Source organism: Caballeronia temeraria, from assembly GCF_001544795.2.
GTDB classification, from domain to species: Bacteria; Pseudomonadota; Gammaproteobacteria; order Burkholderiales; family Burkholderiaceae; genus Caballeronia; species Caballeronia temeraria.
The window spans coordinates 73,681-93,815 of the sequence record NZ_FCOI02000016.1 but is presented as its reverse complement, the minus strand read 5'-3'; the positions used below and the strand labels follow the sequence as shown (position 1 = coordinate 93,815).

Sequence of the window (20,135 nt, the reverse complement as noted above, 5' to 3'; positions counted from 1 at the left end):
TTCGGATGAGTTCAGTCCTTCTTGTGCGGGTCCGTCAGCGCGCGCCACGTGCGGCCATCGTCCGCAAGCAGTTGATCCGCTTCCGCCGGCCCCGCGCTGCCCGCCGCATAGCCGCGCACAGGAAGCGGGCTGTCCGGATGCAACACATGATCGACCGCCGCCCACGCCGTCTCGATGCTGTCCGCGCGCTGGAAAAGCGTGGCGTCGCCGAGCATGCAGTCGTAGAGCAGCGTCTCGTAGCCGACATTCGCGCGCTCGGCGAAGAAATCCGCGTAGTTGAACGCCGAGCGCACCTTGCCGATCTGCATCACCGGTCCCGGCACTTTCACGTTGAAGTCGAAGCTCGTGCCGTGCGCCGGATCGATGCGCAGCGTGAACACATTCGGCGTGAGTGCATCGACGGGCGTATCGCGGAACAGCAGAAACGGCACCGCCTTCATTTGCACCGAAATCTCGGTGCGCCGCTCGGTCAGACGCTTGCCTGTGCGCAGATAGAACGGCACGCCCGCCCAACGCCAGTTTTCGACATACACGCGCGCCGCGGCGTAGGTTTCCGTGCGGCTGTCCTTCGCGACGCCCGGTTCGTCCTTGTAGCCCGGCCCGGCCGGTCCGGCTTCGTACTGGCCGAGCACGACATCGTTGGCGGTGAGCGGGCGGATCGCATCGAAGACTTCGGCTTTTCGGTCGCGCACGGATTCGGCATCGAAGGAATTCGGCGGCTCCATCGCCACCATGCCGAGCAACTGGAACAGGTGATTCGGCAGCATGTCGCGGAACGCGCCCGTCTGCTCGTAGAACTTGCCGCGCCCTTCCACGCCGATCGTCTCCGCCGCCGTGATCTGCACGTTGTCGATGTACTCGCGCCGCCAGACGGGCTCGAACATCGCGTTGGCGAAGCGCACGGCGAGAATGCTCTGGACCGTGTCCTTGCCGAGAAAATGGTCGATGCGATACGCCTGCGATTCATCCGCGTACTTGAGGATGCAGCGATTGAGTTCCTGCGCCGACGCCAGATCGCTGCCGAACGGCTTCTCGATGACGAGCCGCCGGAAGTTGCCGTCTTTCTCTTCGAGCATGCCCGCCGCACCGAGATGCTCGATGATCGGCTGGAAAAAGCGCGCACCGACCGCGAGATAGAACACGACATTGCCGGACTTCGCCTTCGCGAGCCGTGCCTTGAGCCGCGCGAAAGTTTCGTCTTCCTCGAACTCGCCGGGGAAATACTCGAGCCGCCCGACGACCCAGTTCCAGGCGTCCTCGTTCAGTTGTGAGGTGTGGAACGTCGCGGCCTTGTCGGCGGCGAAGGTGCGCAGCGACTGTGTGAGTTCGTCGCGCCAGTCCGACGTCTCGCGCTCGCCATGATTCACGCCGATGATTTCCATGCCGTCGTCGAGCAGCTTGTCGGCGGACAGGTTGTAGAGCGACGGCATCAACAGCCGCTTGGTGAGATCGCCGCCCGCTCCGAAGATCACGAGCGTGCACGGCGGCGCGGGATGCTTGCCGGCGCAGGTCGCGCTCGCCGGGTTCGTTTGATTCGATTGATTCGACTGATTCGCTTCGTTCGATTCTTTCGGCATGGCGTGTCGCCCCTTGTCATTTGCGCGTGAACCTGGAAAGACCCTCATCGACGCGGCACAGTTCATTCGAACGACGCATCGCAAGCTCGCGCATCGATAAACGTATGCATTTTGTAATTTTTAACCTTACGTGTCGTAAAATATGCGCGCCTGGCGACTGCGCCCGCGGACATTGCGATATCGACGCTTACGAAGCCTGGACCACACATGAACGCACACGACACCTCCATCGACCTCGCGGCTTATTTCGAGCGCATCGGTTTTTCCGGACCGGCGCGGCCCGCACCGACGCTCGACACGCTGCGCGCGCTGCATCTGCTGCATCCTCAGGCCATTCCCTTCGAAAATCTCGACGTGCTCATCGGCCGTCCGGTCAGGCTCGATCTGGAATCGGTCCAGCGCAAGCTCGTCACCGACAAGCGCGGCGGCTACTGCTTCGAACAAAACCGGCTTTTTCGCAGCGTACTGCAGACGCTCGGTTTTCGCGTGCGCAGCTTCGCGGGCCGCGTCCTGTGGGGCCGTGAAGCGCCGGACATGCCGCCGCGCACGCACATGCTGCTGCTCGTCGATCTCGACGAAGGCACGTTCGTCGCCGATGTCGGCTTCGGCGGCATGACGCTGTCCGCGCCGCTCGTGCTCCAGACGGGCCTCGAGCAGATCACGCCGCACGGCGCGTTCCGTCTCGAAGACGCCAGCGGCGAGCCGCAAGCCTACCTCCTGCAGGCGCTCGTGAACGGCACGTGGACGAACGTCTATCGCTTCGACCTCGATCCGCAGTATGACGCCGACTACGAGATGGCCAACCATTTCGTGTCCACTTACCCGCAGTCGGTTTTCGTGCACAACCTGCTCGCCGCGCGTCTCGCGCCGGGCAAGCGCTACGGTCTCTTCAACCGGCGATTCTCGGCGCACGACGAACGCGAAGGCAGCGATCATCGCGAGCTCGATGGCGTGGCCGGCCTGCGCCGCGTACTCGAAAGCGAGCTCGGCATTCGTCTGCCCGATAGCGCCGAACTCGACGCCGCGCTCGCCCGTCTGCCCAACCAAGCTTAATCACAAGACCACGATGTTCAAGAAGAAGACACGCGGCGGCAGCGATTTCCAGACGCATCACCGCAGCACGGTGCTGGCGACAGCGCTGCCGGCATGGCGCTCGCGCCTCGTCGTGATCGGCGTGACGGCGGCGTTTCTCGCGCTCGCGGGGCGCGCGCTGTGGGTGCAGGTCATCGACCACAAGTTCTATATCGGCGAAGGTCAGAAGCGCTATCAGCGCACGCTCGCGCTCTCCGCGACGCGCGGTCGCATCGTCGATCGCAATGGCGCAATGCTCGCCGTGAGCCTCGCGACGTACGAAGTCTGGGCGACGCCGAAGCTCTTCGACGGCGATCACGGCAACGAGATCGCGCGCCTGCTCGACATGCCTCCACGCGACTTGCAGCGGCGTATCGACGGAAGTCGCACGTTCGTCCTGCTCAAACGTCAGGTGGAAGCGGAAACGGCCGAGCGCATCGCGACGATCGGGCGCGCGGGCATCACGCTCGTACCGGACACGAAGCGTTTTTATCCCGAAGGCGAATCGGCGGTGCATATCGTCGGGTTCACGAACAACGAGGATCACGGGCAGGAAGGCGTCGAGCTTGCCGCCGATGCGCGTCTCACGGGCGCAGCCGGCCAGCGCGAAGTGATCCGCGACCGGCTCGGGCGCGTCGTCTCGCAGATCGGCGAGCCGGCCATGCCGCAGAACGGCGAAACCATTCAACTGACGATCGACCGGCGCATCCAGCAGCTCGCGAACTCGCAACTGAAAGCGGCGATCGCGAAGCACAAGGCGCGCGCGGGCAGCGTCGTCGTGCTCGATGCGAAGAGCGGCGAAGTGCTTGCGCTCGCCAATTATCCGAGCTTCGATCCGAACGACCGCTCGCGCCTCACCGGCGAGCAGTTGCGCAACCGCGCGCTCACCGACACCTTCGAACCGGGCTCGACGATCAAGCCGCTCGTCGCCGCGCTGTCGATCGATCTCGGCCGCGTGCGGCCGGACACGCGCATCGACACATCGCCGGGCACGTTCAAGCTCGGCCCGAACGTGATTCACGACACGTCGAACCACGGCGTCATCACCGTGGCGCAGGCGGTGCAGATGTCGAGCAACGTCGCGCTGACGAAACTCGCGCTGCAGATTCCCGCGCAGACGATCTGGGACAAGTACCGCGAATACGGCATCGGCCGCGCGCCCGAACTGACCTTTCCCGGCGCCGCGACCGGCCGGCTGCGCGCGCCCGAGCGCTGGAAGCCGATCGAGCAGGCGACGATGGCCTACGGCTACGGCCTGTCGCTCTCGCTCGTGCAGATCGCGCAGATCTACACGGCGTATGCCGGCGACGGGCGCTTTCATCCCGCCACGCTGATTCACGGCGAAACGCGCCGCGAATCCGTACAGGTGACGAAGCCCGCGACCGCGAAAGCCGTGCGCGACATGCTCGAAAACGCGACGGGCGACCACGGCACCGGACGCGCGGCGGCAGTCGAAGGCTATCGCGTCGGCGGCAAGACGGGCACCGCGCGCAAGCAGGTCGGGCGTTCGTATGCGGCGAACAAGTATCGCGCGTCGTTCGTCGGCATCGCGCCGATGAGCGATCCGCGCGTGATCGTCGCCGTCATGATCGACGAGCCCACGGGCGGCACGTACTACGGCGGCACGGTGGCCGGGCCGGTGTTTTCGGGCATTGTCGGCGGGACGTTGCCGCTGCTCGGCGTGCCGCCCGACGCGTGACGGGGCGCGCATGCGGGCGCGGGCCTTGCTGCATCGACCGGTGCGTATCCCCGCGAACCTGACCGGTCTGTAAAGGGCTTGTGCTCTAATGTCGTGTTCGGCACCCAGCAAATCAAATGGGAAACACCATGAAAAAATTCGCCGCGGCGCTCGCGTTGCCTGTGCTTTTCGCCGCTTGCGCCCAGTTTCATAACGAAGACGCGGGACAACCCGAAGTCGAGAAGTCGTCGACGGAGAACAAGGTGAACGGCATCGTGCAATGCATCGCCGGCGAAGCGAAAAAGCACGACGCCCAGTACCAGCAGACGTCCATTCCGCAAGGCGTGATGCTCGAATTCGGCGACTCGAACGTGATCAAGGTCCGTTACGACAACGGCGAGACCACGTACCGGTTCTACCCGGGCGAGCGTCATCCGTCGAATCTGTGGATCGAAGGCGCGGGCAAGAAATGCGCGCCGGCAGACGCGACCGCGCACGACGAACCGCAGAAATAAGCAGGCACGAACATGCGCTCGACCAAAGCCATCAGCGCCGTGGAGCGGCTCAAGACGCGCAGCGGCAACGCGAACTACGCTGCCATATCGATGCCGGGCGGTTACTTCTATCTCGCCGAGCGTTCGCCCGAAGGCTCGAAAAAACTCTGCGATCCGATGCCCATGGACGACTTCGTCGCGTTCGTCAATGCGCGCGATCCGGCCAAGCCTCGCAAGGTCAGCAAGCTCGATCTCGCGATGGAAGAGCAGATCGGCCGCAGCGGCAAACGCACGGCAAAAGCGGGCGCCGCGAGCGACGACTAGGCATCGTTTCGCGTTGATTCCAATCGGCCCGCGCCGCCCTGGCGCGGCGCAACATCGAAATTCCCGCGTTGCTCTCACATGAATGTGCGATGACAGACGGAGCCAGCAGGCCCGCGTTGCGTACATTTTTGCTAACGATCCAACCCGCTGAGACGGGAAACGGTCGGTCATCCGAAGAAAAGAGCAAGGGCCACCCGCCGACGTACAAAAAAATGCGCGGGTGAACGGGGTGCCTGAACGGCGCACGCGTCCGATGTCCGGACCGGGTGTCGCATGGCCGAGAGGAAGACCAGAAAAATGAAGAAAAAGACCGAGACCAAGGGCAGCCTGCTGCCCTCGGCGATGGCGGACGTCGAGCTTCAGCATATCGAACGCGCAGTCGCGCAACTCCGCACGATGCACAAGCAATCATCCGGCACGCTCAACGTCGAGTACTGGCGCGAGCGGCTCACGGCCGTGCTGAAGGGCTACGCGCTCGTGCCGGCGCAGAAGCAACGCATCGAGGCGCTGCGCATCGCGCTCGATACGGTCGACAGCGGCCCGCGCGACGGCTCAGGCAGCCGCAGGAGGTCGACCAACAGGCTTTGGGCGAAAGCGGCCTAATCCCCGCTTTCGCCGCTCGCGCCACGGCGCGAATCCTACGTTCACGCCCGCGTTTCGCGACGAGCCGGGCGTGCGACGAATCATCGAACACTCGACGATTCACGGCCCGCGCCGTCAGGCACCGTTCATGCTCGAAAGCTAGTCTTTCGATCATGCCGGGAGTTCTCATGTTCATTCATCGTCACGACCACGCGCGCGAGATGCGCTGGCCGATGCTCGCGAACGCGGTCGTCGCCGGCCTCGTCGCGACGTTCAGCACGTACGGCGTCGCGCAGATCACGAACGGCGGCGGGTCCCAGAGTCAGGACAACCGTCAGTCGGATTCGACTTCGCGCGCGAATCCATCGGGTTCAGCGCTCGTCGAATCGCAAAAGCCGCAATCGAAGGATGCCGCGCAGGGCCGCGCCGCCACCGCCGGCAAGGATCACAAGCCGGACGGCAGCGGCGGCTTCAACAACGGTCTGTACGGCACCGGCGCGGGCAACAACAAGTGATGCGCGCGCGTGTCTAGTTGCGGCGATCCTGCGCCGCGCCCGTGATTTCCGGCGCGATCGCCGCATGATTGATGATCGCGACGAGCGACACGCCGCCGATCACATTGCCGATGAACGTCGGCACGAGGAACACGAAGAAGTAGTCGGAGACGCCCGCCGCGCCGATCATCACCGCGTACGCCGCTTCGACCGATCCGGCGATCACGTGCGTGAGCTTGCTCACGGCGACCGTGTAGGTCACGAGCAGGACCGTGAGGAGCCGCGCCGAGCGCGCGCTTGGCAAGAGCCACACCATCAGCGCGATGAGCCAGCCCGAGAACACGCCGCGCACGACGGTCACGCCGAAGTCGGCGGAGAGCGGCGTCATCGCGACTTTGGCGAACGCCTCGCTGACTTCCGGCGAGAACACGCCTCGAATCTGCAGGATGCCTGCGAATATCGTCGTGCCGACGAGGTTGAAGAACAGCACGATCGCCCAGACCCGCAGCGCCTTGAACAAGGTCGTGAGATTGCGGCGCGTGAGCACGGGCAGCACCGCCGTCAGCGTGCTTTCGGTGAAGAGCTGCTGACGCCCGAGAATCACGAAGACGAAGCCGATCGTGTAGCCGAAGCTCGATATCAGGCCGCGCCAGCGCGTCTCCGGCAGCGCGCTTTCGAGAATCGACTGGACGAGAAAGGAAAAACCCATCGAGAGCCCGGCGGCGAGCGCGGACCACATCAGCGCGGCGAAAGTGCGCTCCATCGCGACTTCGCCCTCCTCGCGCACGATCTCGTGGATGACGAGCGGATGCGGCGCGGAATGCTCGGCGGCCTGCTCCTGCTCGGCGCTATCGAGGTGCGGCGAGTCCGCGCCGGCTTGCGGCTCGTTCATGATCGTTCTCCCTGTACGCCGCTCGATACGGGATGTGGATGAGCGGCTGGCGGAACTGCCAAGCAGGAAGAATGCCCGGGTTAACGGACGATGCCGCCGTCGAGCGACTCGTAACCGCGCCACTTGTAGATGAGTAGGGAGACGATCCAGCACGCGACGAAGATCGCGACGATGCCGTAGCCGAGCATCCCGAGGTGCTCGGAGAGCGACGCGGCCACGTCCCACAGTCCGCCCTTCAGTTGCAGCCGGTCCGCGATCAGTCCGAGCGCCTCGATGCCGCCCACCAGCACCGCGATCAGCACCGACACGAGCGTGACGGTGAGGTTGTAGTAGAGCTTGCGTATCGGCTTCATGAACGCCCAGCCGTAGGCGCCGGTCATGAGCAGGCTGTCGACGGTATCGATGAGCGACATGCCCGCCGTGAACAGCGCCGGAAACACGAGAATCGACCAGACCGGCATGCCGCGCGCCGCCTCGGCCGCCGCGATGCCCATCAGCCCGATTTCGCTCGCCGTGTCGAAGCCGAGGCCGAACAGAAAGCCGAGCGGATACATGTGCCAGCTTTTGCCGATCAGCCTGAAGAGCGGCCGCGCGATGCGCGCGAGCGGACCGCCGCCGGCCGCGAGCAGGTCGATGTCCTCGTCGCGGCAGGCTTCGCCACGGCGCACGCGCCGGAAGGCGCGCCACACGCCGCGCAGCACGAAGAGGTTCATCGCGGCGATCGCGAACAAGAAGAGCGACGACACCGACGTGCCGATGATCCCGCCGATCTCGCGATAGCCGGCGAACCGGCCCTGCACGGCCATCGCGGTTGCGGCGATGAGCGCGGTGGCCGCGACGACGATCGTCGAATGCCCGAGCGAGAAGAAGAAGCCGGCGAAGAGCGGGCGCTTGCCTTCGTGCATCAGCTTGCGCGTGACGTTGTCGATGGCGGCGATGTGGTCGGCATCGACGGCATGGCGCAAGCCGAGCGAATACGCGAGCAAGGACGTGCCAAGCAGCAGCGGATAGTGACGGAACGCGAGAAGCGCCCAGAGCCACGCGAGCACGTTGAAAGCGATCAATCCGCCGATGAGACGCGCGGATTTGCGCGGCAGGACGCGATGCGCCGGACTGGGCGCGGAAGCGGGCGTGATCGGTTCGGTCATATGCGCGCGCAGGCGATGATGAAGGGACAAAGCATACCGTGCGCGGCTGCGTGGCCAATAATCGATCGCCGCGCGAACGAATGCTTATTGCGCCGATCGCGGAATCCTTAGCCGGATTCCTTGGTTGGGACGAACCGGACGCGCCGCTACGATGGCCCTTCGCCATTATCGACGTCCGCCATGCCCCGCTATCTCGACGACGCCCAACGCCAGGACATCCAGCGCCAGCGCAACACTTGGCGCTGGCGCAGCGAATGGCCGACGTGGGCGGTGATCGTCGCGATCTACGGCGGCTGGTTCGGCGTCGCGCTCAACGCACGGGCGATCGGGCTCGTGCCGGCCATCGCGCTGCTTGCGGTGCTGTCGTGCTGGTACATGTCGCTGCAACACGAGTTGATGCACGGCCATCCGACGCGCTGGCCGCTCGTCAACATGCTGCTCGGCATCGCCCCGCTCGCGGTGTGGTTTCCCTACGAGGTGTATCGCGAGTCGCATCTGCGTCATCACGACAATGCGTATCTGACCGAGCCCGGCCGCGATCCCGAAAGCTATTACGTCACGCCCGAACAGTGGGCGAGCGCCGGTCCCGTCCTGCGCGCCGCGCTGGCCGCGCGCAATACCTTCCTCGGGCGCATGCTCATCGGGCCGTGGTTCTCGATCGCGGCGTCGTGGCGGGAAGCGGCGCAGGCCGTCGTCGAGCGGCGCTGGCGCATCGTCGCGAGCTGGGCGGTGCATCTCGTGTCGCTCGGGCTGCTCGCGAGCTGGCTGGAAACGCGCTGCGGCATTCCGTGGCGCGCGTTCGTGTTCGGCGCCGGTTACGCGTCGCTGGCGCTGGCTTCGGTGCGCTCGTTCCAGGAGCATCGCGCGGCGGAGCGGGAAAGCGAACGCACGGTCGTCAACGAAGCCGCGTGGCCGTGGCGCCTGCTCTTTCTCAACAATAATTTTCACGCGGTGCATCACGATCTGCCCGGTCTGCCGTGGTTCGCGCTCGGCCGACTGTATGCGCGCCATCGCGACGCTTATCGCGCAAGCAACGGCGGCTTCGTCGTGCGCGGATACGGCGAATGGGCGAGCCGCCACGCCTTCGCGCAGGCAGCGGAGCCGGTGCATCCGTTCGCCGCGCCGGAATCGCCTTCGAGCCGGAACCGGAACGCGCGCGGCCGCGATACAGCCAGCCTCGCGAGCTGACGCATCGCGCGGTACGATTCGCGTCATGCACTGGATCGCAGCCCTGCCGATGTACAACGTCGCGCCCGCGCTCGCCACCGACTGGCGCACGCTGCTCGAGCGCGTCCGTGAACGTCTCGCACACTGGCTGGACGCGCGCGGTGATACGCTCGATATCGTCGATCCCGGCGCGGACCTCACCGCCTTCTGGCTGCGCGACGATGTGCTGCTGTCGCAGACCTGCGGCTATCCGCTCGTGCATGCGCTCGCGGATCGGGTGCGAGTTGTCGGCGCGCCCGATTTCGACGTGCCCGGCTGCGAAAACGGCGCATATCGCAGCGTGATCGTGGCCGGCGTGCATGTCGACGCACGGTCGATCGACGCCTGTCGCGGCCTGCGCGCCGCCTATAACGACGACGATTCCAACAGCGGCATGAACCTCTTCCGGCATGCCGTCGCTCCGTCCGCGCGGGACGGACGGTTTTTCGCTTCAGTCACGAAAACCGGCGCGCATCTCGCATCGCTGCGCGCGCTCGTCGAATCGCGCGCGGACGTCGCCGCCATCGACTGCGTCACGTTCGCGTTCGCGCAAGCGCATCTGCCGGAACTGACGGCCGGCGTGCGTGTGCTCGGCGCGACCGCGAGCGCGAGCGGGCTGCCGTTCATCGCGTCGATGCGCGTGCCGCAAGACGCGATCCGTCCCATATTCGACGCCCTCGCCGATACGCTCGATCGCGAACCGGCGCTCGCGGCGCGCCTGCGGCTCAAAGGCGTCGTGACGCGCACGCAGGCGGACTATGCGCCGATCCTCGACTACGAGCGCGAAGCCATCGCGCGCGGCTATCCACGGCTCGGCTGACCAAACGCAGAAACGCGCCCGCCCGATCCGGCAGATTCCCCGAAGTTTCGGCACAATCGGTTTTTTCAGCGCGTGGCAGCGGCGCGATGCGCCTGCATCGCGATCCGCCACGCTTTCGGAATGCCGCAATGATCCCCTTCTCGCTACTCGACCTTTCTCCGGTTCCGCTCGGCTCGACGCCGGCCGATGCCTTCGCCCATTCACTCGATCTCGCCCGGCACGCCGAACGCTGGGGCTATCTGCGCTACTGGCTCGCCGAGCATCACAACATGACGGGCATCGCCAGCGCGGCGACGGCTGTCGTGATCGGCCATATCGCGGCGGGCACGACGACGATTCGCGTCGGCTCGGGCGGCATCATGCTGCCTAATCACGCGCCGCTCGTGATCGCCGAGCAGTTCGGCACGCTCGCGTCCCTGTTTCCGGGGCGCATCGATCTCGGGCTCGGACGCGCGCCCGGCACCGACCAGACCACCGCGCGGGCGCTGCGCCGCGACCTGCACGGCAGCGCCGAATCGTTCCCGGACGACGTCGTGGAGCTGCAGCGCTATTTCGCCGATCCGGTCGAAGGTCAGCGTGTGCGCGCCGTGCCCGGCGCCGGCCTGCATGTGCCGATCTGGCTGCTCGGCTCGTCGCTCTTTTCGGCGCAGTTAGCCGCCGCGCTCGGACTGCCGTTCGCGTTTGCGTCGCATTTCGCGCCGGATTATCTGCTGACGGCGCTGGAGGTGTATCGCAAGCAGTTCCGTCCGTCCGCGACGCTGCAAAAGCCCTACGCGATGGTCGGCGTGAACGTCTTCGCCGCCGATACCGCCGAGGAAGCGCGCTTTCATTTCACATCGCTGCAACAGCAGTTCATCAATCTGCGGCGCGGCACGCCGGGACCGTTGCCGCCGCCGGTCGAATCGATCGCGTGGAGCGAGGCCGAACGCGCGGGCGTCGAGCATTCTCTTGCGTGCTCGGTGGTTGGCGCGCCGGCCGATGTCGAAGCCGGCCTGCGCTCGGTGATCGACCAGACACAGGCCGACGAGTTGATCATCACGGCGCAGATCTTCGATCACACGGCGCGTCTGCGCTCGTTCGAGCTCGCGAGCCAGGCACGGGACGCCATCGGCTCAACTAGCTGAACGGGCGTCCGACCGACAAAAATTAGGGGCCGCAAGGCTTCGACAGGTCTCCCGCTTTACGCGCGCGCTTTTGACAGGCAATAATGAGATACCGGAGGGCGGCGCGGGCCGCGGCGCTCTTCGCGTCTGCTTCATTCGCCACGCCGAAACTTCGCATCGCGCGCCCGGAATTCGTGCACGCCGGTAGTCGGCGCGGCGAAACAACAACAATGACGTCGCAAGACGGGAGGAAGAATGTCGATGCCGAGAAGCGCCGCCACCGGCGCCATGACGCTCCTGACGGAATACGACGAAGCCAGCGGACAGGAAGTGCGTTCGTTGCGCCTCGAGCCGGCTTCGGACGGCAAAGCGGTACTGCTGATAGAAATCGACGAGCGCAAACCCGGCATTCACCGTGAAGTGCGTTATGAGATTACGCCTGCGGAACTGATTGCCGCCATTCGCGCGCACGGTGCGGAATTACCGGGGGAGCAACACAGTCGTTAAAACGTTTTAATAGTTGCCGCAAGCAGCATACAATAGAGTTAGGCGAGGTTTTCGACCACCATGCAGCACCGGCGGCGGGCCTCGCCATCGGTTCGTGGCTCCCCGGCGTGACTTTCCGCGCGCATCCCTTTCGCGCGTCCGTCACGGCGATGCTCAGGCGGGCGAACCGTCGTATTGGTGGCAAAGCCCACATTAAAGAGGCAAAGTCGCTGTGCGAATTAATAGCGTGCGGTAAATACACTAATTGACGCGAGGTATGCACTGCGTCAGGCTTCATAAAACACATATATTCAAGTCATCGAACCGCCCCGGTCCGCGCGGGGTATCGGTTCGTCCTTTGAAAATCAAAAAGCTGAATCAGGAAAGCCGTGGACGAAAGAAAGCGAGACAGCATCATTGCGTATTTGCGCAGCCGAATGGTCGAGTTCGGCATTACGGAAGGAGCGTTGGCCGAAGCATTGGCCGAAGCGCCGGCGGAGAATCCGCCGCCACCTTCCTTTACCAAGACCAACGGGGCTCATGGCGCGCCGAAGGCAAAGCGGCCGATGCCGCAATTGCCCTTGATACCGCATTCGGCGGAAGGCGGAGCGCCGATCTTCCGAAACGCGAATGGCGACACGTGGGACGGCCTCGGCGATATGCCCGAGTGGCTCAAGCGTGCGGTGCACGCCGGGCAGGACATCGAGTTCTATCGCGTCTGAGGACGTCGCCGGCCATTGGCCGCGACGCGCCACGACCGGCCGCGAGCCGCTCGCGGCGGATCACGTCTGCACGGCGCATACGAATGGCGTGCCCGAACTGCAGACGCATCGGTGTTGAAACGGACGCGTGCGGTATTACGCGCCGCGTCGCGCCCGGTGCGTTGCCCCTCGCGTGATCGCTGCTAATCGGCAGCGTTCATAGGCAATTCACTGAGATTTATCAAGCCCAAAAAATTTTCGCCGATGGTTGCCCATCGAGCCTGAAAACGTTTATTGATACTTTCTTGTAAGTCGGCTCGCCCGGACGAGCCGCGCATCGGCCTCACGTCAAGCACGCCCGATCAAGTCCCGCCGTCTCCATTCGACAAGGGGGCACGCATGAACCCATACGGACGCCGCAACGTTGCACTCGTCGCTCAATCGCAACGACCGGCGCGGACGTCGGCTCCGGTTCGCGCAGTGGCGCCTGACGCCCCGATCGACCTCACGCAATCCTAACGATCGAGCGGCGCGCGCCATGCTCTCCCGCCCCGACACACTGCCGAGCGTCGTGCGACGCATGACGGCCGGGCGCATGCTGCTCGATGGCGCGTCGGTCGAGGCCGTGGCCGAGCATTTGCATCTGTCGGTGCAGACGGTGCGGCGCTACAAGGCGATCGTCACCGAGGGCGGTCTGGACGCGCTCGGACGGATGGGCGTCGGCGGACGCGCGTCGGTACTGGATCGGGAGGCGCTCGACTGGATCGCCGCCGCGCTTCGCGGCTCGGCGCGCGAGCACGGTTTCGAGAGCGATACGTGGACCAATGCGCGCCTGCGCGAACTGATCGAACGGCGCTATGGCGTGCGTTACTCGCGCGTGTATATCTGGCAGATCGCTACGAATCTCGGACTGGGACACTTGTTGTCGAAATCGCGCCGTTGAGCGCGTTTGCATGCTGACTGGAACAACTTGAAAACAAGGAGGCAAGGCATGTTCCGCTCGTCATCTCAAGCTTTGCAACGTCCGATCGCCATTGCGGCCGCGTGTTTCGCGCTTGCTGCCGGCGCGATCGGAAGCGCGTCCGCGCAGGACGCCGCGTCGGAACCGACGGCGCGCGGCGCGGCGGCGATCGCGCAAGTGCAGGCGCGTGTGGTCGGCATCGATCCGACGACCAATAGCGTGTCGCTGCAAGGGCCGTCCGGGCGCGTCGTCGAAGTCGCGGTGAGACCCGAAGTCGGCGATGTCAAGAAGCTCCAGCTCGGCGATATCGTGAACATCGACTATCGCAGCGCGCTGCTCGTGGCCGCGACGAAGGTCAAATCCAACGGCATTCGCGAGCGCATCGATACTGAAGCGACGATTCCCGCATCGGGCGGTGTGGCGGCGCAGGCGCGCGTTGTCGAGGTGATCGGCACCATTGAGCGCGTCGACACGAAAAAGCGGCTTGTGACGTTGCGCGGACCGAACCGGACAGTGACGCTTCAGGCCGCGCCGGATGTATCGCTCGCCGGGTTGAAGGCGGGCGATATGGTGCACGCCCGGTTTGAATCGGCGACGGCCGTGCAGGTGATGCGGGGCGGCCAGCCGATCAAGTGATCGCGATGGATGCGGATGGTGGGCCAGCGCTGCCAGTCGCGGGGCGCTGGATCAGAGCGCGAAAAAAGCCCCGCACGAGGCGGGGCAACCTTGAGACGCAGGACGGTCGATGAGTGACTCGCTGCAAGAGACAGTGTGCAGCAGGCTCGATCCGGACTGAACACGGAAAGTCCGAATCTACGCGATCGCGGCGCGGTTGATTCGTGGGTTCGGAGTCGGCCCCACCCTCACGGCCTCATGCACCGCACCCAATACATATTCACAGTTTCCGTGGAGAGCCTTGTGGACAGCCATATGAGCATCGGCGCAACTCCGTGATCGGAAAGGCTTTTCCGCCGAGCATCGGCAACGCGGCAACAAGGCAACAAGGCAATCGCTGAAAAAACGAAACGCCCCGAAGGGCGCGTCGTCATCCTCTCAGGTCCGGCAATCGCTGCCTCAGAAATTGAAGTTATCGATATTCGCCGCATCGAAGGTCGTCGGCGGTCCGAGAATCACTTCCCCGCTCTTGCCGACCGTACGCTTGCCCAGTTTCCCCGCCTCGAACGAATCGCCTTCCTTGCCGGTGATCGTCCCCGATGCGAGATTGGCCGCCGCGAACGCCGCCAGATAACCCAACTGACCCGGATCCCACAACTGGAACGCCTTGACCGTGCCGTTCTTCACGAACGCGCGCATCTGGTTCGGCGTGCCGAGACCCGTTACGACGACCTTGCCCTTCGCCGGCGAGCTCGAGATATAACGCGCCGCCGCCGCGATTCCGACCGATGTCGGCGCAACGATACCCTTCAGGTTCGGATACGCCTGCAGCAAGCCCTGCGTCTCGACGAAAGACTTCTGATCGTCGTCATTGCCGTAGGCGATCTTCACGAGCTTCATCTTCGAATACTCGGGCTTCTTCAGTTCCTCCTGCATCCACTTGATCCAGGTGTTCTGGTTCGTCGCGTTGGGCGTCGCCGAAAGAATCGCGAATTCGCCCTCGCCGCCGATCAGCTTCGACAGCAACTGAATCTGCCCGCGCCCGATCGCTTCCGAATCGGCCTGATTGACGAAGATCTGCCGGCCATCGGGCGCGGTGTCGGAATCGAACGTGACGACCTTGATGCCCTGCAACATCGCCTTCTTCAGATACGGCACGACCGCGTTGGCGTCGTTCGCCGCGATCACGATCGCGTTCTGCCGCTGCGTGATGAGCGTGTTGATATAGCTCACCTGCGACGACGCGCCCGCATCCGATGGACCGACGACCTTGCCATCGCCCTTGAACTCCTTGATCGCGGCCATGCCGCCGTCGTCGGCGATCACTTCGTACGGGTTGTTGATCTGCTTCGGCAGGAAGGCGATCTTCAGGCCGCTCTTGATGTCGGCGGCGCTCGCGGAGAGCGCGACGGTCGCGGCGAGAAAGGCCGCGGCCAGCGCCGGGCCGCGCAGGAATCGATGAGGTTTGTTCATGTTGGCATGTCTCCTGTCATTGCGCATTGGCTGCGCTGGTTAACTACGAACATCAAGGCGTCTGCGCCATCAGACGCTTCTCGCGCGCCGCCCGCCAGCGCGCGACGAGATTCGGTATCAGCACCGACGAGAGCAACAGCGCGCCCGTCACGATGGTCAGCGTTTCGCTCGATACATCCGCGAGCGTCAGCGCATTGCGCAGCACGCCGATGATGACGAGCGACAGCAGCACGCCGATCATCGAGCCGCGTCCGCCGAAGATGCTCACGCCGCCGAAGAGCACCGCCGCGATCACCGACAGCTCGAAGCCCTCGCCGTTGTCGCCGCGCGCGCTCGTGAAGCGCAGCGTATAGACGATGCCCGCGAGCGCCGCCATCGCGCCCGACATCATGAAGAGCTTCAGCTTCGTCTTCGCGACATCGATGCCGGAGAACTGCGCCGCCGTCGGATTCGCGCCGATCGCAAAGAGGCTGCGGCCGAATGGCGTCGCCTGCAGCAATACCGTGAAGACGAGCGCGCCTGCGATGACCAGGACGAAGGGCATCGGCAGGAACGTGTCGCCGACCGTGTTGATGCCGAACGCCGTGTACGACGCGGGAAAATCCGCGATCGCCTGATCGCCGAGCAGCACGTACGCGAGACCGCGAAAGAGCGCGAGCGTGCCGATCGTCACTGCGAGCGAAGGCAGGTTGAAGCGCACGATCACGAGGCCGTTGAGCAGGCCCGCGAGCGTGCCGAACACGAGCACGAGCACGATCACGAGCGGCATCGGCAGACCCATGTGCCAGAGCACGCCCATCAGCGCGCTCGATGCGCCGAGCACCGACGCCACCGATAGATCGATCTCCGCCGCGACGATGATGAGCGTCATCGGCAACGCGATCAGCGCGATCTCGGTGAAGTCGGCGAGCATGTTCGAGATGTTCGCCGCCGATAGAAACAGCGGCGACAGCACGCGCCCCGCGACGAGCGACACGACGAGCACGATCGCGAGCATCGCTTCCCATTGCAGATGGCGACGCTTCGCGGTGGACAGTGCGGAATCGGGTTTAGCCATGATCGCGTTTCCTCATCATGCGGCGCGCGACGGACCGCGCGAGCAAGGTATCGAGCGCGATCGCCGCGACGATCAGCGCGCCTTGAATCGCCTGTTGCCAGAACGGCGACACGCGCAACACCACCAGTGCGATGTTGATGACGCCGAGCACGAGCGCGCCGAGCGTCGCGCCGGCGATGGTCCCGACGCCGCCCGTGATCGCGACGCTGCCGACCACCGCCGCCGCCACCACTTGCAGTTCGATGCCCTTGGCCGTGCTGGCATCGACGGTGCCGAAGCGCGCGAGCCACAGCACGCCCGCAAGCCCCGCGATCGCGCCGGACAGCAGGAAGCCGATCATCACGCGGCGATCCACGCGAATGCCCGCGAGACGCGCGGCCTCGGGATTCGAGCCGATCGCGTAATGCTCGCGCCCGCCGCGATAGTGCTTCAGATACACCGACAACGCGATCAGCACGGCCAGCGCGATCAGCACGAGATTCGGCACGCCGAGGAGCGAGCCCGTCGCGATGGACGCGAACGCGTCGGGCAGGCTCGTCGCGTTGATCTGGCCGCCGTGGACCCACGCGTAATCCGCGCCGCGCACGATATAGAGCGTCGATAATGTCGCGACGAGCGAAGGCACGCGCCCGAACGTGACGAGCGCGCCGTTCACCGCGCCAATCACAACGCCGACGCCGATGCCCGCCAGCATCGCGACGATCACCGGCATATGCGGGAATATCACGAAGAGGCTGCCGACCGCATACGCGCTCACGCCGACCGTCGAAGCGACCGACAGATCGATATGCCGCATCAGCATCACGATCGTCATGCCCGCCGTCAGCAAGCCGATGATCGAGACATTGAGCAGCACGTCGCGCAGATTCTGCAAGTTGAGGAAGTCGGGCTTCACTGCCGCCGTCGCGCCGATCAGCACGAGCAGCACGATGAAAAGCGTCAGCTCGCGGCTCTTCGCGATCGTGACCGCGAGACTCTCGCGCTTGGTTTCGGCCGGCGGCATCGCGGGTAGCGTCGGAGAATGTCGTGTCATCATGCTGCGCGTCCCAGTGCTTGCGGCGATGCACCCAACGCGGCGCTCATCACCCGTTCCTCGTTCGCATCGGCGCGCGCGATATCCGCGCTGATGCGGCCTTCGTGCATCACGAGCACGCGATCGGCCATGCCGAGCACTTCGGGTAGCTCGCTCGAAATCATCAGCACGGCCATGCCCTCCTTCACGAGTTCCGCGAGCGTGCGATACACCTCCGCCTTCGCGCCCACGTCGATGCCACGCGTCGGTTCATCGATGATGAGCACCTTCGGGTTCGTCGCGAGCCATTTGCCGAGCACGACCTTCTGCTGATTGCCGCCCGACAGCGTGCCGACGGGCGCGTCGAGATCGGCGGCTTTGAGACGCAGGCGTTTGCCCCAGCCGGCGGCGAGCGTCGATTCGCTTTTCGCCGTGATGAGCCCGTGGCGCATCAATCTTCCGAGCACGGTCAGCGACGCATTGCGCGCAATGCTCAATTCCAGCGCCAGTCCTTGCGCGCGACGATCCTCCGGCACGAGCGCGAGTCCCGCGCGCACCGCCGCCGCCGGATGGCCCAGCGCGAGCTTCTTGCCGGCGATCTTCACCTCGCCGCCATCGACCGGATCGATGCCGAAAATCGCGCGCGCGACTTCGCTGCGTCCCGCGCCGACGAGCCCCGCGAGCGCGACGATCTCGCCCGCGCGCACATCGAAGGAAATGTTTCGGAACACGCCTTCGCGCGTCAGATTGCGCACCGAGAGACGCACGTCGCCGGGCGCGACATCGGCTTTCGGATAGAACGTGTCGAGATCGCGGCCGACCATCTTGCTCACGATCGCATCGATGCTCATGTCCTCGGTGAACGCGTCGTAGACCTTCATGCCGTCGCGCATGATCGTCATGCGTTGCGTCAGCGCGAACACTTCATCGAGACGATGCGTGATGAAAAGGATCGCCACGTCGCGCTCGCGCAATGCGCGCACGATCGCGAAAAGCCGTTCGACTTCGGGCAGCGACAGCGCGGCGGTCGGCTCGTCCATGATGAGCACGTTTGCATCGAGCGACAGCGCCTTCGCGATCTCCACGACCTGCTGATCCGCGATCGACAGCCCGCGCACGAGCCGCTGCGCGCGCAGATTCACGCCGAGCGACGCCAGCAGCGCATCGACTTCGCGGTGCATCTCGTCGTAGCGAATGCGCCCGAAGCGGTCGCGCGGCTGCCGGCCCATATAAATGTTTTCGGCAATGGACAGATCGGCGAAAAGCGTCGGCTCCTGATAGATCACGGCGATGCCCGCGTCGCGCGCTTCGGCGGGATTGGCGAAGCGTCGCGCCTCGCCTTCGACGAGCAATTCGCCCGCATCCGGCCGATACACGCCCGCGAGCAGCTTCACGAGCGTCGATTTGCCCGCGCCGTTTTCGCCGAGCAGCGCGTGCACTTCGCCGGGAAAGAGTTGCAGGCTGCCGTCGCCGAGCGCGCGCACGCGGCCGAACGACTTGCTTGCGCCTCTCAGTTCGAGTCTTGGCGTCATTCTCGTGTCTCCTTAGATGCGGTAAATCCGCTCCGCATTGCGCACGAAGAGCGCGTTCTTATCGCTGTCGCTCGCATCGGCGACGATCCGCGCATACGCATTCCACAAGGCCGTATAGGTGCCGAAGAGCCGATCCACCGGAAAGTTCGAGGCGAACATCGCGCGCTCGACGCCGAACGTATCGATGGTCTCGTGCACGTAAGGACGCAGGCTCTCGATGGTCCAGTCGTGATCGAACATCGCGAAGCCGCTCAGCTTCACCGCGACGTTCGGGCACGCGGCCAGCAGGCGCATGCCGTCGCGCCACGCGCGATAACCCTGCGTCGAATTCCGGTCGACGAACATGCCCGCGTGATTGACGATGAACTGCGTATCCGCATGCTCGCGCGCGAGTTGCGCGGCCTCTTCCATCTGCGACGGATAAAGCTGCAGATCGAACGACATGCCGAAGCGTTTCAGCAACGCGAAGTGCCTGCGCCATTGCGGCTCGCGCATGAAGTGACGCCCGACATAGTCGTAGAGCTTGTCGTCGTGCACGTTGAGAATCTGGCGGATGCCGCGCGTGTTGGCGAACGCCGCATGCGCTTCGAGCACGGCGGGCGCGTTATCCGCCGACAGATCCGCGCCCGCGACGATGCCGTTCGGCATGCCGTCCTTGTCCGCGATCGATTGAAGCCAGCGCGTTTCCTCGACCGGATCGGCGGGATCGTGATTCGCATCGACGTGCACGAGTTTCAGCACGTCGATATCTTCGGCATCGCGCAGCAGATCGGCGAGCAGATAGTCGTGCCGCAGATCGCGCGCATCGCCGACGAACGAGGTCTGCGGATTCGCAAGCCACGGGTAATGATGCGTCTTCAAGTCCCACAGATGAATGTGCGGATCGACGACCTGCATGATGGCGTTCCT

At 64.8% G+C, this 20,135-nt stretch carries 21 protein-coding genes; 13 read left to right on the top strand and 8 right to left on the bottom strand.

Translation table 11 applies throughout. The features are described from left to right. Positions 1 to 11: 11 nt before the first annotated feature. Positions 12 to 1,577, bottom strand: coding sequence for a glucose-6-phosphate dehydrogenase (zwf, locus tag AWB76_RS22610; RefSeq protein WP_061162364.1), 1,566 nt, complete (start codon positions 1,575 to 1,577; stop codon positions 12 to 14). Positions 1,578 to 1,784: 207 nt separating this feature from the next. Between zwf and AWB76_RS22605 the strand changes: the two genes are divergently transcribed. The 6 genes from AWB76_RS22605 to AWB76_RS22580 all read left to right on the top strand — a co-directional run bounded on the left by AWB76_RS22605 (position 1,785) and on the right by AWB76_RS22580 (position 6,241). Continuing rightward, positions 1,785 to 2,630 carry an arylamine N-acetyltransferase family protein gene (locus tag AWB76_RS22605; RefSeq protein ID WP_061162363.1) on the top strand — a complete coding sequence of 282 codons (846 nt, stop codon included), beginning with the start codon at positions 1,785 to 1,787 and terminating at the stop codon, positions 2,628 to 2,630. Positions 2,631 to 2,643: 13 nt separating this feature from the next. Then, complete coding sequence (locus AWB76_RS22600) at positions 2,644 to 4,347, top strand: peptidoglycan D,D-transpeptidase FtsI family protein (protein ID WP_061162362.1); 1,704 nt, start codon at positions 2,644 to 2,646, stop codon at positions 4,345 to 4,347. A 128-nt stretch (positions 4,348 to 4,475) separates the two neighbouring features. Continuing rightward, complete coding sequence (locus tag AWB76_RS22595) at positions 4,476 to 4,841, top strand: hypothetical protein (RefSeq protein ID WP_061162361.1); 366 nt, start codon at positions 4,476 to 4,478, stop codon at positions 4,839 to 4,841. Positions 4,842 to 4,853: 12 nt separating this feature from the next. Continuing rightward, positions 4,854 to 5,144, top strand: coding sequence for a hypothetical protein (locus tag AWB76_RS22590; RefSeq protein ID WP_061162360.1), 291 nt, complete (start codon positions 4,854 to 4,856; stop codon positions 5,142 to 5,144). Positions 5,145 to 5,441: 297 nt separating this feature from the next. Next, positions 5,442 to 5,747, top strand: a complete 306-nt coding sequence (locus tag AWB76_RS22585) for a hypothetical protein (protein ID WP_061162359.1) — start codon at positions 5,442 to 5,444, stop codon at positions 5,745 to 5,747. 167 nt (positions 5,748 to 5,914) lie between these two features. Further along, positions 5,915 to 6,241: a hypothetical protein gene (locus tag AWB76_RS22580; protein ID WP_061162358.1), complete on the top strand. Its 327-nt coding sequence runs from the start codon at positions 5,915 to 5,917 to the stop codon at positions 6,239 to 6,241. Between the two features lie 13 nt (positions 6,242 to 6,254). Here the strand turns inward: AWB76_RS22580 and AWB76_RS22575 are convergent, their stop codons facing one another. Then, positions 6,255 to 7,112, bottom strand: a complete 858-nt coding sequence (locus AWB76_RS22575) for a formate/nitrite transporter family protein (protein ID WP_061162357.1) — start codon at positions 7,110 to 7,112, stop codon at positions 6,255 to 6,257. A gap of 80 nt (positions 7,113 to 7,192) precedes the next feature. Next, on the bottom strand, positions 7,193 to 8,260 hold the full coding sequence (locus tag AWB76_RS22570) for a HoxN/HupN/NixA family nickel/cobalt transporter (RefSeq protein WP_061162356.1): 1,068 nt from the start codon (positions 8,258 to 8,260) through the stop codon (positions 7,193 to 7,195). A 180-nt stretch (positions 8,261 to 8,440) separates the two neighbouring features. Here AWB76_RS22570 and AWB76_RS22565 point away from each other — a divergent pair, with 180 nt between their 5' ends. From AWB76_RS22565 to AWB76_RS22535, 7 genes are all read left to right on the top strand, one after another. Further along, positions 8,441 to 9,448 carry a fatty acid desaturase gene (locus AWB76_RS22565; RefSeq protein WP_061162355.1) on the top strand — a complete coding sequence of 336 codons (1,008 nt, stop codon included), beginning with the start codon at positions 8,441 to 8,443 and terminating at the stop codon, positions 9,446 to 9,448. Between the two features lie 25 nt (positions 9,449 to 9,473). Further along, positions 9,474 to 10,286 carry a phosphate/phosphite/phosphonate ABC transporter substrate-binding protein gene (locus tag AWB76_RS22560; RefSeq protein ID WP_061162354.1) on the top strand — a complete coding sequence of 271 codons (813 nt, stop codon included), beginning with the start codon at positions 9,474 to 9,476 and terminating at the stop codon, positions 10,284 to 10,286. Between the two features lie 128 nt (positions 10,287 to 10,414). Continuing rightward, positions 10,415 to 11,410 carry an LLM class flavin-dependent oxidoreductase gene (locus tag AWB76_RS22555; RefSeq protein ID WP_061162438.1) on the top strand — a complete coding sequence of 332 codons (996 nt, stop codon included), beginning with the start codon at positions 10,415 to 10,417 and terminating at the stop codon, positions 11,408 to 11,410. A 240-nt stretch (positions 11,411 to 11,650) separates the two neighbouring features. After that, positions 11,651 to 11,896, top strand: coding sequence for a hypothetical protein (locus AWB76_RS22550; RefSeq protein ID WP_061162437.1), 246 nt, complete (start codon positions 11,651 to 11,653; stop codon positions 11,894 to 11,896). A 446-nt stretch (positions 11,897 to 12,342) separates the two neighbouring features. After that, positions 12,343 to 12,597, top strand: a complete 255-nt coding sequence (locus AWB76_RS22545; RefSeq protein WP_374729942.1) for an H-NS family nucleoid-associated regulatory protein — start codon at positions 12,343 to 12,345, stop codon at positions 12,595 to 12,597. Between the two features lie 517 nt (positions 12,598 to 13,114). After that, the gene (locus AWB76_RS22540; protein WP_061162352.1) at positions 13,115 to 13,519 is read left to right on the top strand and encodes a helix-turn-helix domain-containing protein; all 405 of its coding nucleotides are present in this window, start codon (positions 13,115 to 13,117) and stop codon (positions 13,517 to 13,519) included. Between the two features lie 48 nt (positions 13,520 to 13,567). Then, positions 13,568 to 14,173, top strand: a complete 606-nt coding sequence (locus tag AWB76_RS22535; RefSeq protein WP_061162351.1) for a copper-binding protein — start codon at positions 13,568 to 13,570, stop codon at positions 14,171 to 14,173. Positions 14,174 to 14,611: 438 nt separating this feature from the next. On the opposite strand, the gene rhaS is transcribed toward AWB76_RS22535, so the two are convergent. Genes rhaS through AWB76_RS22510 form a run of 5 tightly spaced genes read right to left on the bottom strand, consistent with a single transcriptional unit; the run spans position 14,612 to position 20,123 of the window. Further along, complete coding sequence (rhaS, locus tag AWB76_RS22530) at positions 14,612 to 15,625, bottom strand: rhamnose ABC transporter substrate-binding protein (RefSeq protein WP_061162436.1); 1,014 nt, start codon at positions 15,623 to 15,625, stop codon at positions 14,612 to 14,614. A 52-nt stretch (positions 15,626 to 15,677) separates the two neighbouring features. Further along, on the bottom strand, positions 15,678 to 16,682 hold the full coding sequence (locus tag AWB76_RS22525) for an ABC transporter permease (RefSeq protein ID WP_061162350.1): 1,005 nt from the start codon (positions 16,680 to 16,682) through the stop codon (positions 15,678 to 15,680). Then, positions 16,675 to 17,715, bottom strand: a complete 1,041-nt coding sequence (locus tag AWB76_RS22520; RefSeq protein ID WP_061162435.1) for an ABC transporter permease — start codon at positions 17,713 to 17,715, stop codon at positions 16,675 to 16,677. The genes AWB76_RS22525 and AWB76_RS22520 overlap by 8 nt, the downstream gene beginning before the upstream one ends. Next, positions 17,715 to 19,226, bottom strand: a complete 1,512-nt coding sequence (locus tag AWB76_RS22515; protein WP_061162349.1) for a sugar ABC transporter ATP-binding protein — start codon at positions 19,224 to 19,226, stop codon at positions 17,715 to 17,717. Before AWB76_RS22515 ends, AWB76_RS22520 begins: the two co-directional genes overlap by 1 nt. 12 nt (positions 19,227 to 19,238) lie before the next feature. Continuing rightward, positions 19,239 to 20,123 (bottom strand): amidohydrolase family protein, encoded by an 885-nt coding sequence (locus tag AWB76_RS22510; RefSeq protein WP_061162348.1) that lies wholly within the window; start codon positions 20,121 to 20,123, stop codon positions 19,239 to 19,241. Positions 20,124 to 20,135 lie beyond the last annotated feature (12 nt).

Bases quoted from the DNA above. Each gene is read 5' to 3' on its own strand.
- AWB76_RS22570 (WP_061162356.1), bottom strand. From the start codon at position 8,260: ATGACCGAACCGATCACGCCCGCTTCCGCGCCCAGTCCGGCGCATCGC.
- AWB76_RS22555 (WP_061162438.1), top strand. From the start codon at position 10,415: ATGATCCCCTTCTCGCTACTCGACCTTTCTCCGGTTCCGCTCGGCTCG.
- AWB76_RS22520 (WP_061162435.1), bottom strand. From the start codon at position 17,715: ATGACACGACATTCTCCGACGCTACCCGCGATGCCGCCGGCCGAAACC.
- AWB76_RS22605 (WP_061162363.1), top strand. From the start codon at position 1,785: ATGAACGCACACGACACCTCCATCGACCTCGCGGCTTATTTCGAGCGC.
- AWB76_RS22525 (WP_061162350.1), bottom strand. From the start codon at position 16,682: ATGGCTAAACCCGATTCCGCACTGTCCACCGCGAAGCGTCGCCATCTG.
- AWB76_RS22510 (WP_061162348.1), bottom strand. From the start codon at position 20,123: ATGCAGGTCGTCGATCCGCACATTCATCTGTGGGACTTGAAGACGCAT.
- AWB76_RS22560 (WP_061162354.1), top strand. From the start codon at position 9,474: ATGCACTGGATCGCAGCCCTGCCGATGTACAACGTCGCGCCCGCGCTC.
- AWB76_RS22540 (WP_061162352.1), top strand. From the start codon at position 13,115: ATGCTCTCCCGCCCCGACACACTGCCGAGCGTCGTGCGACGCATGACG.
- AWB76_RS22535 (WP_061162351.1), top strand. From the start codon at position 13,568: ATGTTCCGCTCGTCATCTCAAGCTTTGCAACGTCCGATCGCCATTGCG.
- AWB76_RS22550 (WP_061162437.1), top strand. From the start codon at position 11,651: ATGCCGAGAAGCGCCGCCACCGGCGCCATGACGCTCCTGACGGAATAC.
- rhaS (WP_061162436.1), bottom strand. From the start codon at position 15,625: ATGAACAAACCTCATCGATTCCTGCGCGGCCCGGCGCTGGCCGCGGCC.
- AWB76_RS22565 (WP_061162355.1), top strand. From the start codon at position 8,441: ATGCCCCGCTATCTCGACGACGCCCAACGCCAGGACATCCAGCGCCAG.
- AWB76_RS22575 (WP_061162357.1), bottom strand. From the start codon at position 7,112: ATGAACGAGCCGCAAGCCGGCGCGGACTCGCCGCACCTCGATAGCGCC.
- AWB76_RS22600 (WP_061162362.1), top strand. From the start codon at position 2,644: ATGTTCAAGAAGAAGACACGCGGCGGCAGCGATTTCCAGACGCATCAC.
- AWB76_RS22580 (WP_061162358.1), top strand. From the start codon at position 5,915: ATGTTCATTCATCGTCACGACCACGCGCGCGAGATGCGCTGGCCGATG.
- AWB76_RS22595 (WP_061162361.1), top strand. From the start codon at position 4,476: ATGAAAAAATTCGCCGCGGCGCTCGCGTTGCCTGTGCTTTTCGCCGCT.
- zwf (WP_061162364.1), bottom strand. From the start codon at position 1,577: ATGCCGAAAGAATCGAACGAAGCGAATCAGTCGAATCAATCGAATCAA.
- AWB76_RS22590 (WP_061162360.1), top strand. From the start codon at position 4,854: ATGCGCTCGACCAAAGCCATCAGCGCCGTGGAGCGGCTCAAGACGCGC.
- AWB76_RS22585 (WP_061162359.1), top strand. From the start codon at position 5,442: ATGAAGAAAAAGACCGAGACCAAGGGCAGCCTGCTGCCCTCGGCGATG.
- AWB76_RS22515 (WP_061162349.1), bottom strand. From the start codon at position 19,226: ATGACGCCAAGACTCGAACTGAGAGGCGCAAGCAAGTCGTTCGGCCGC.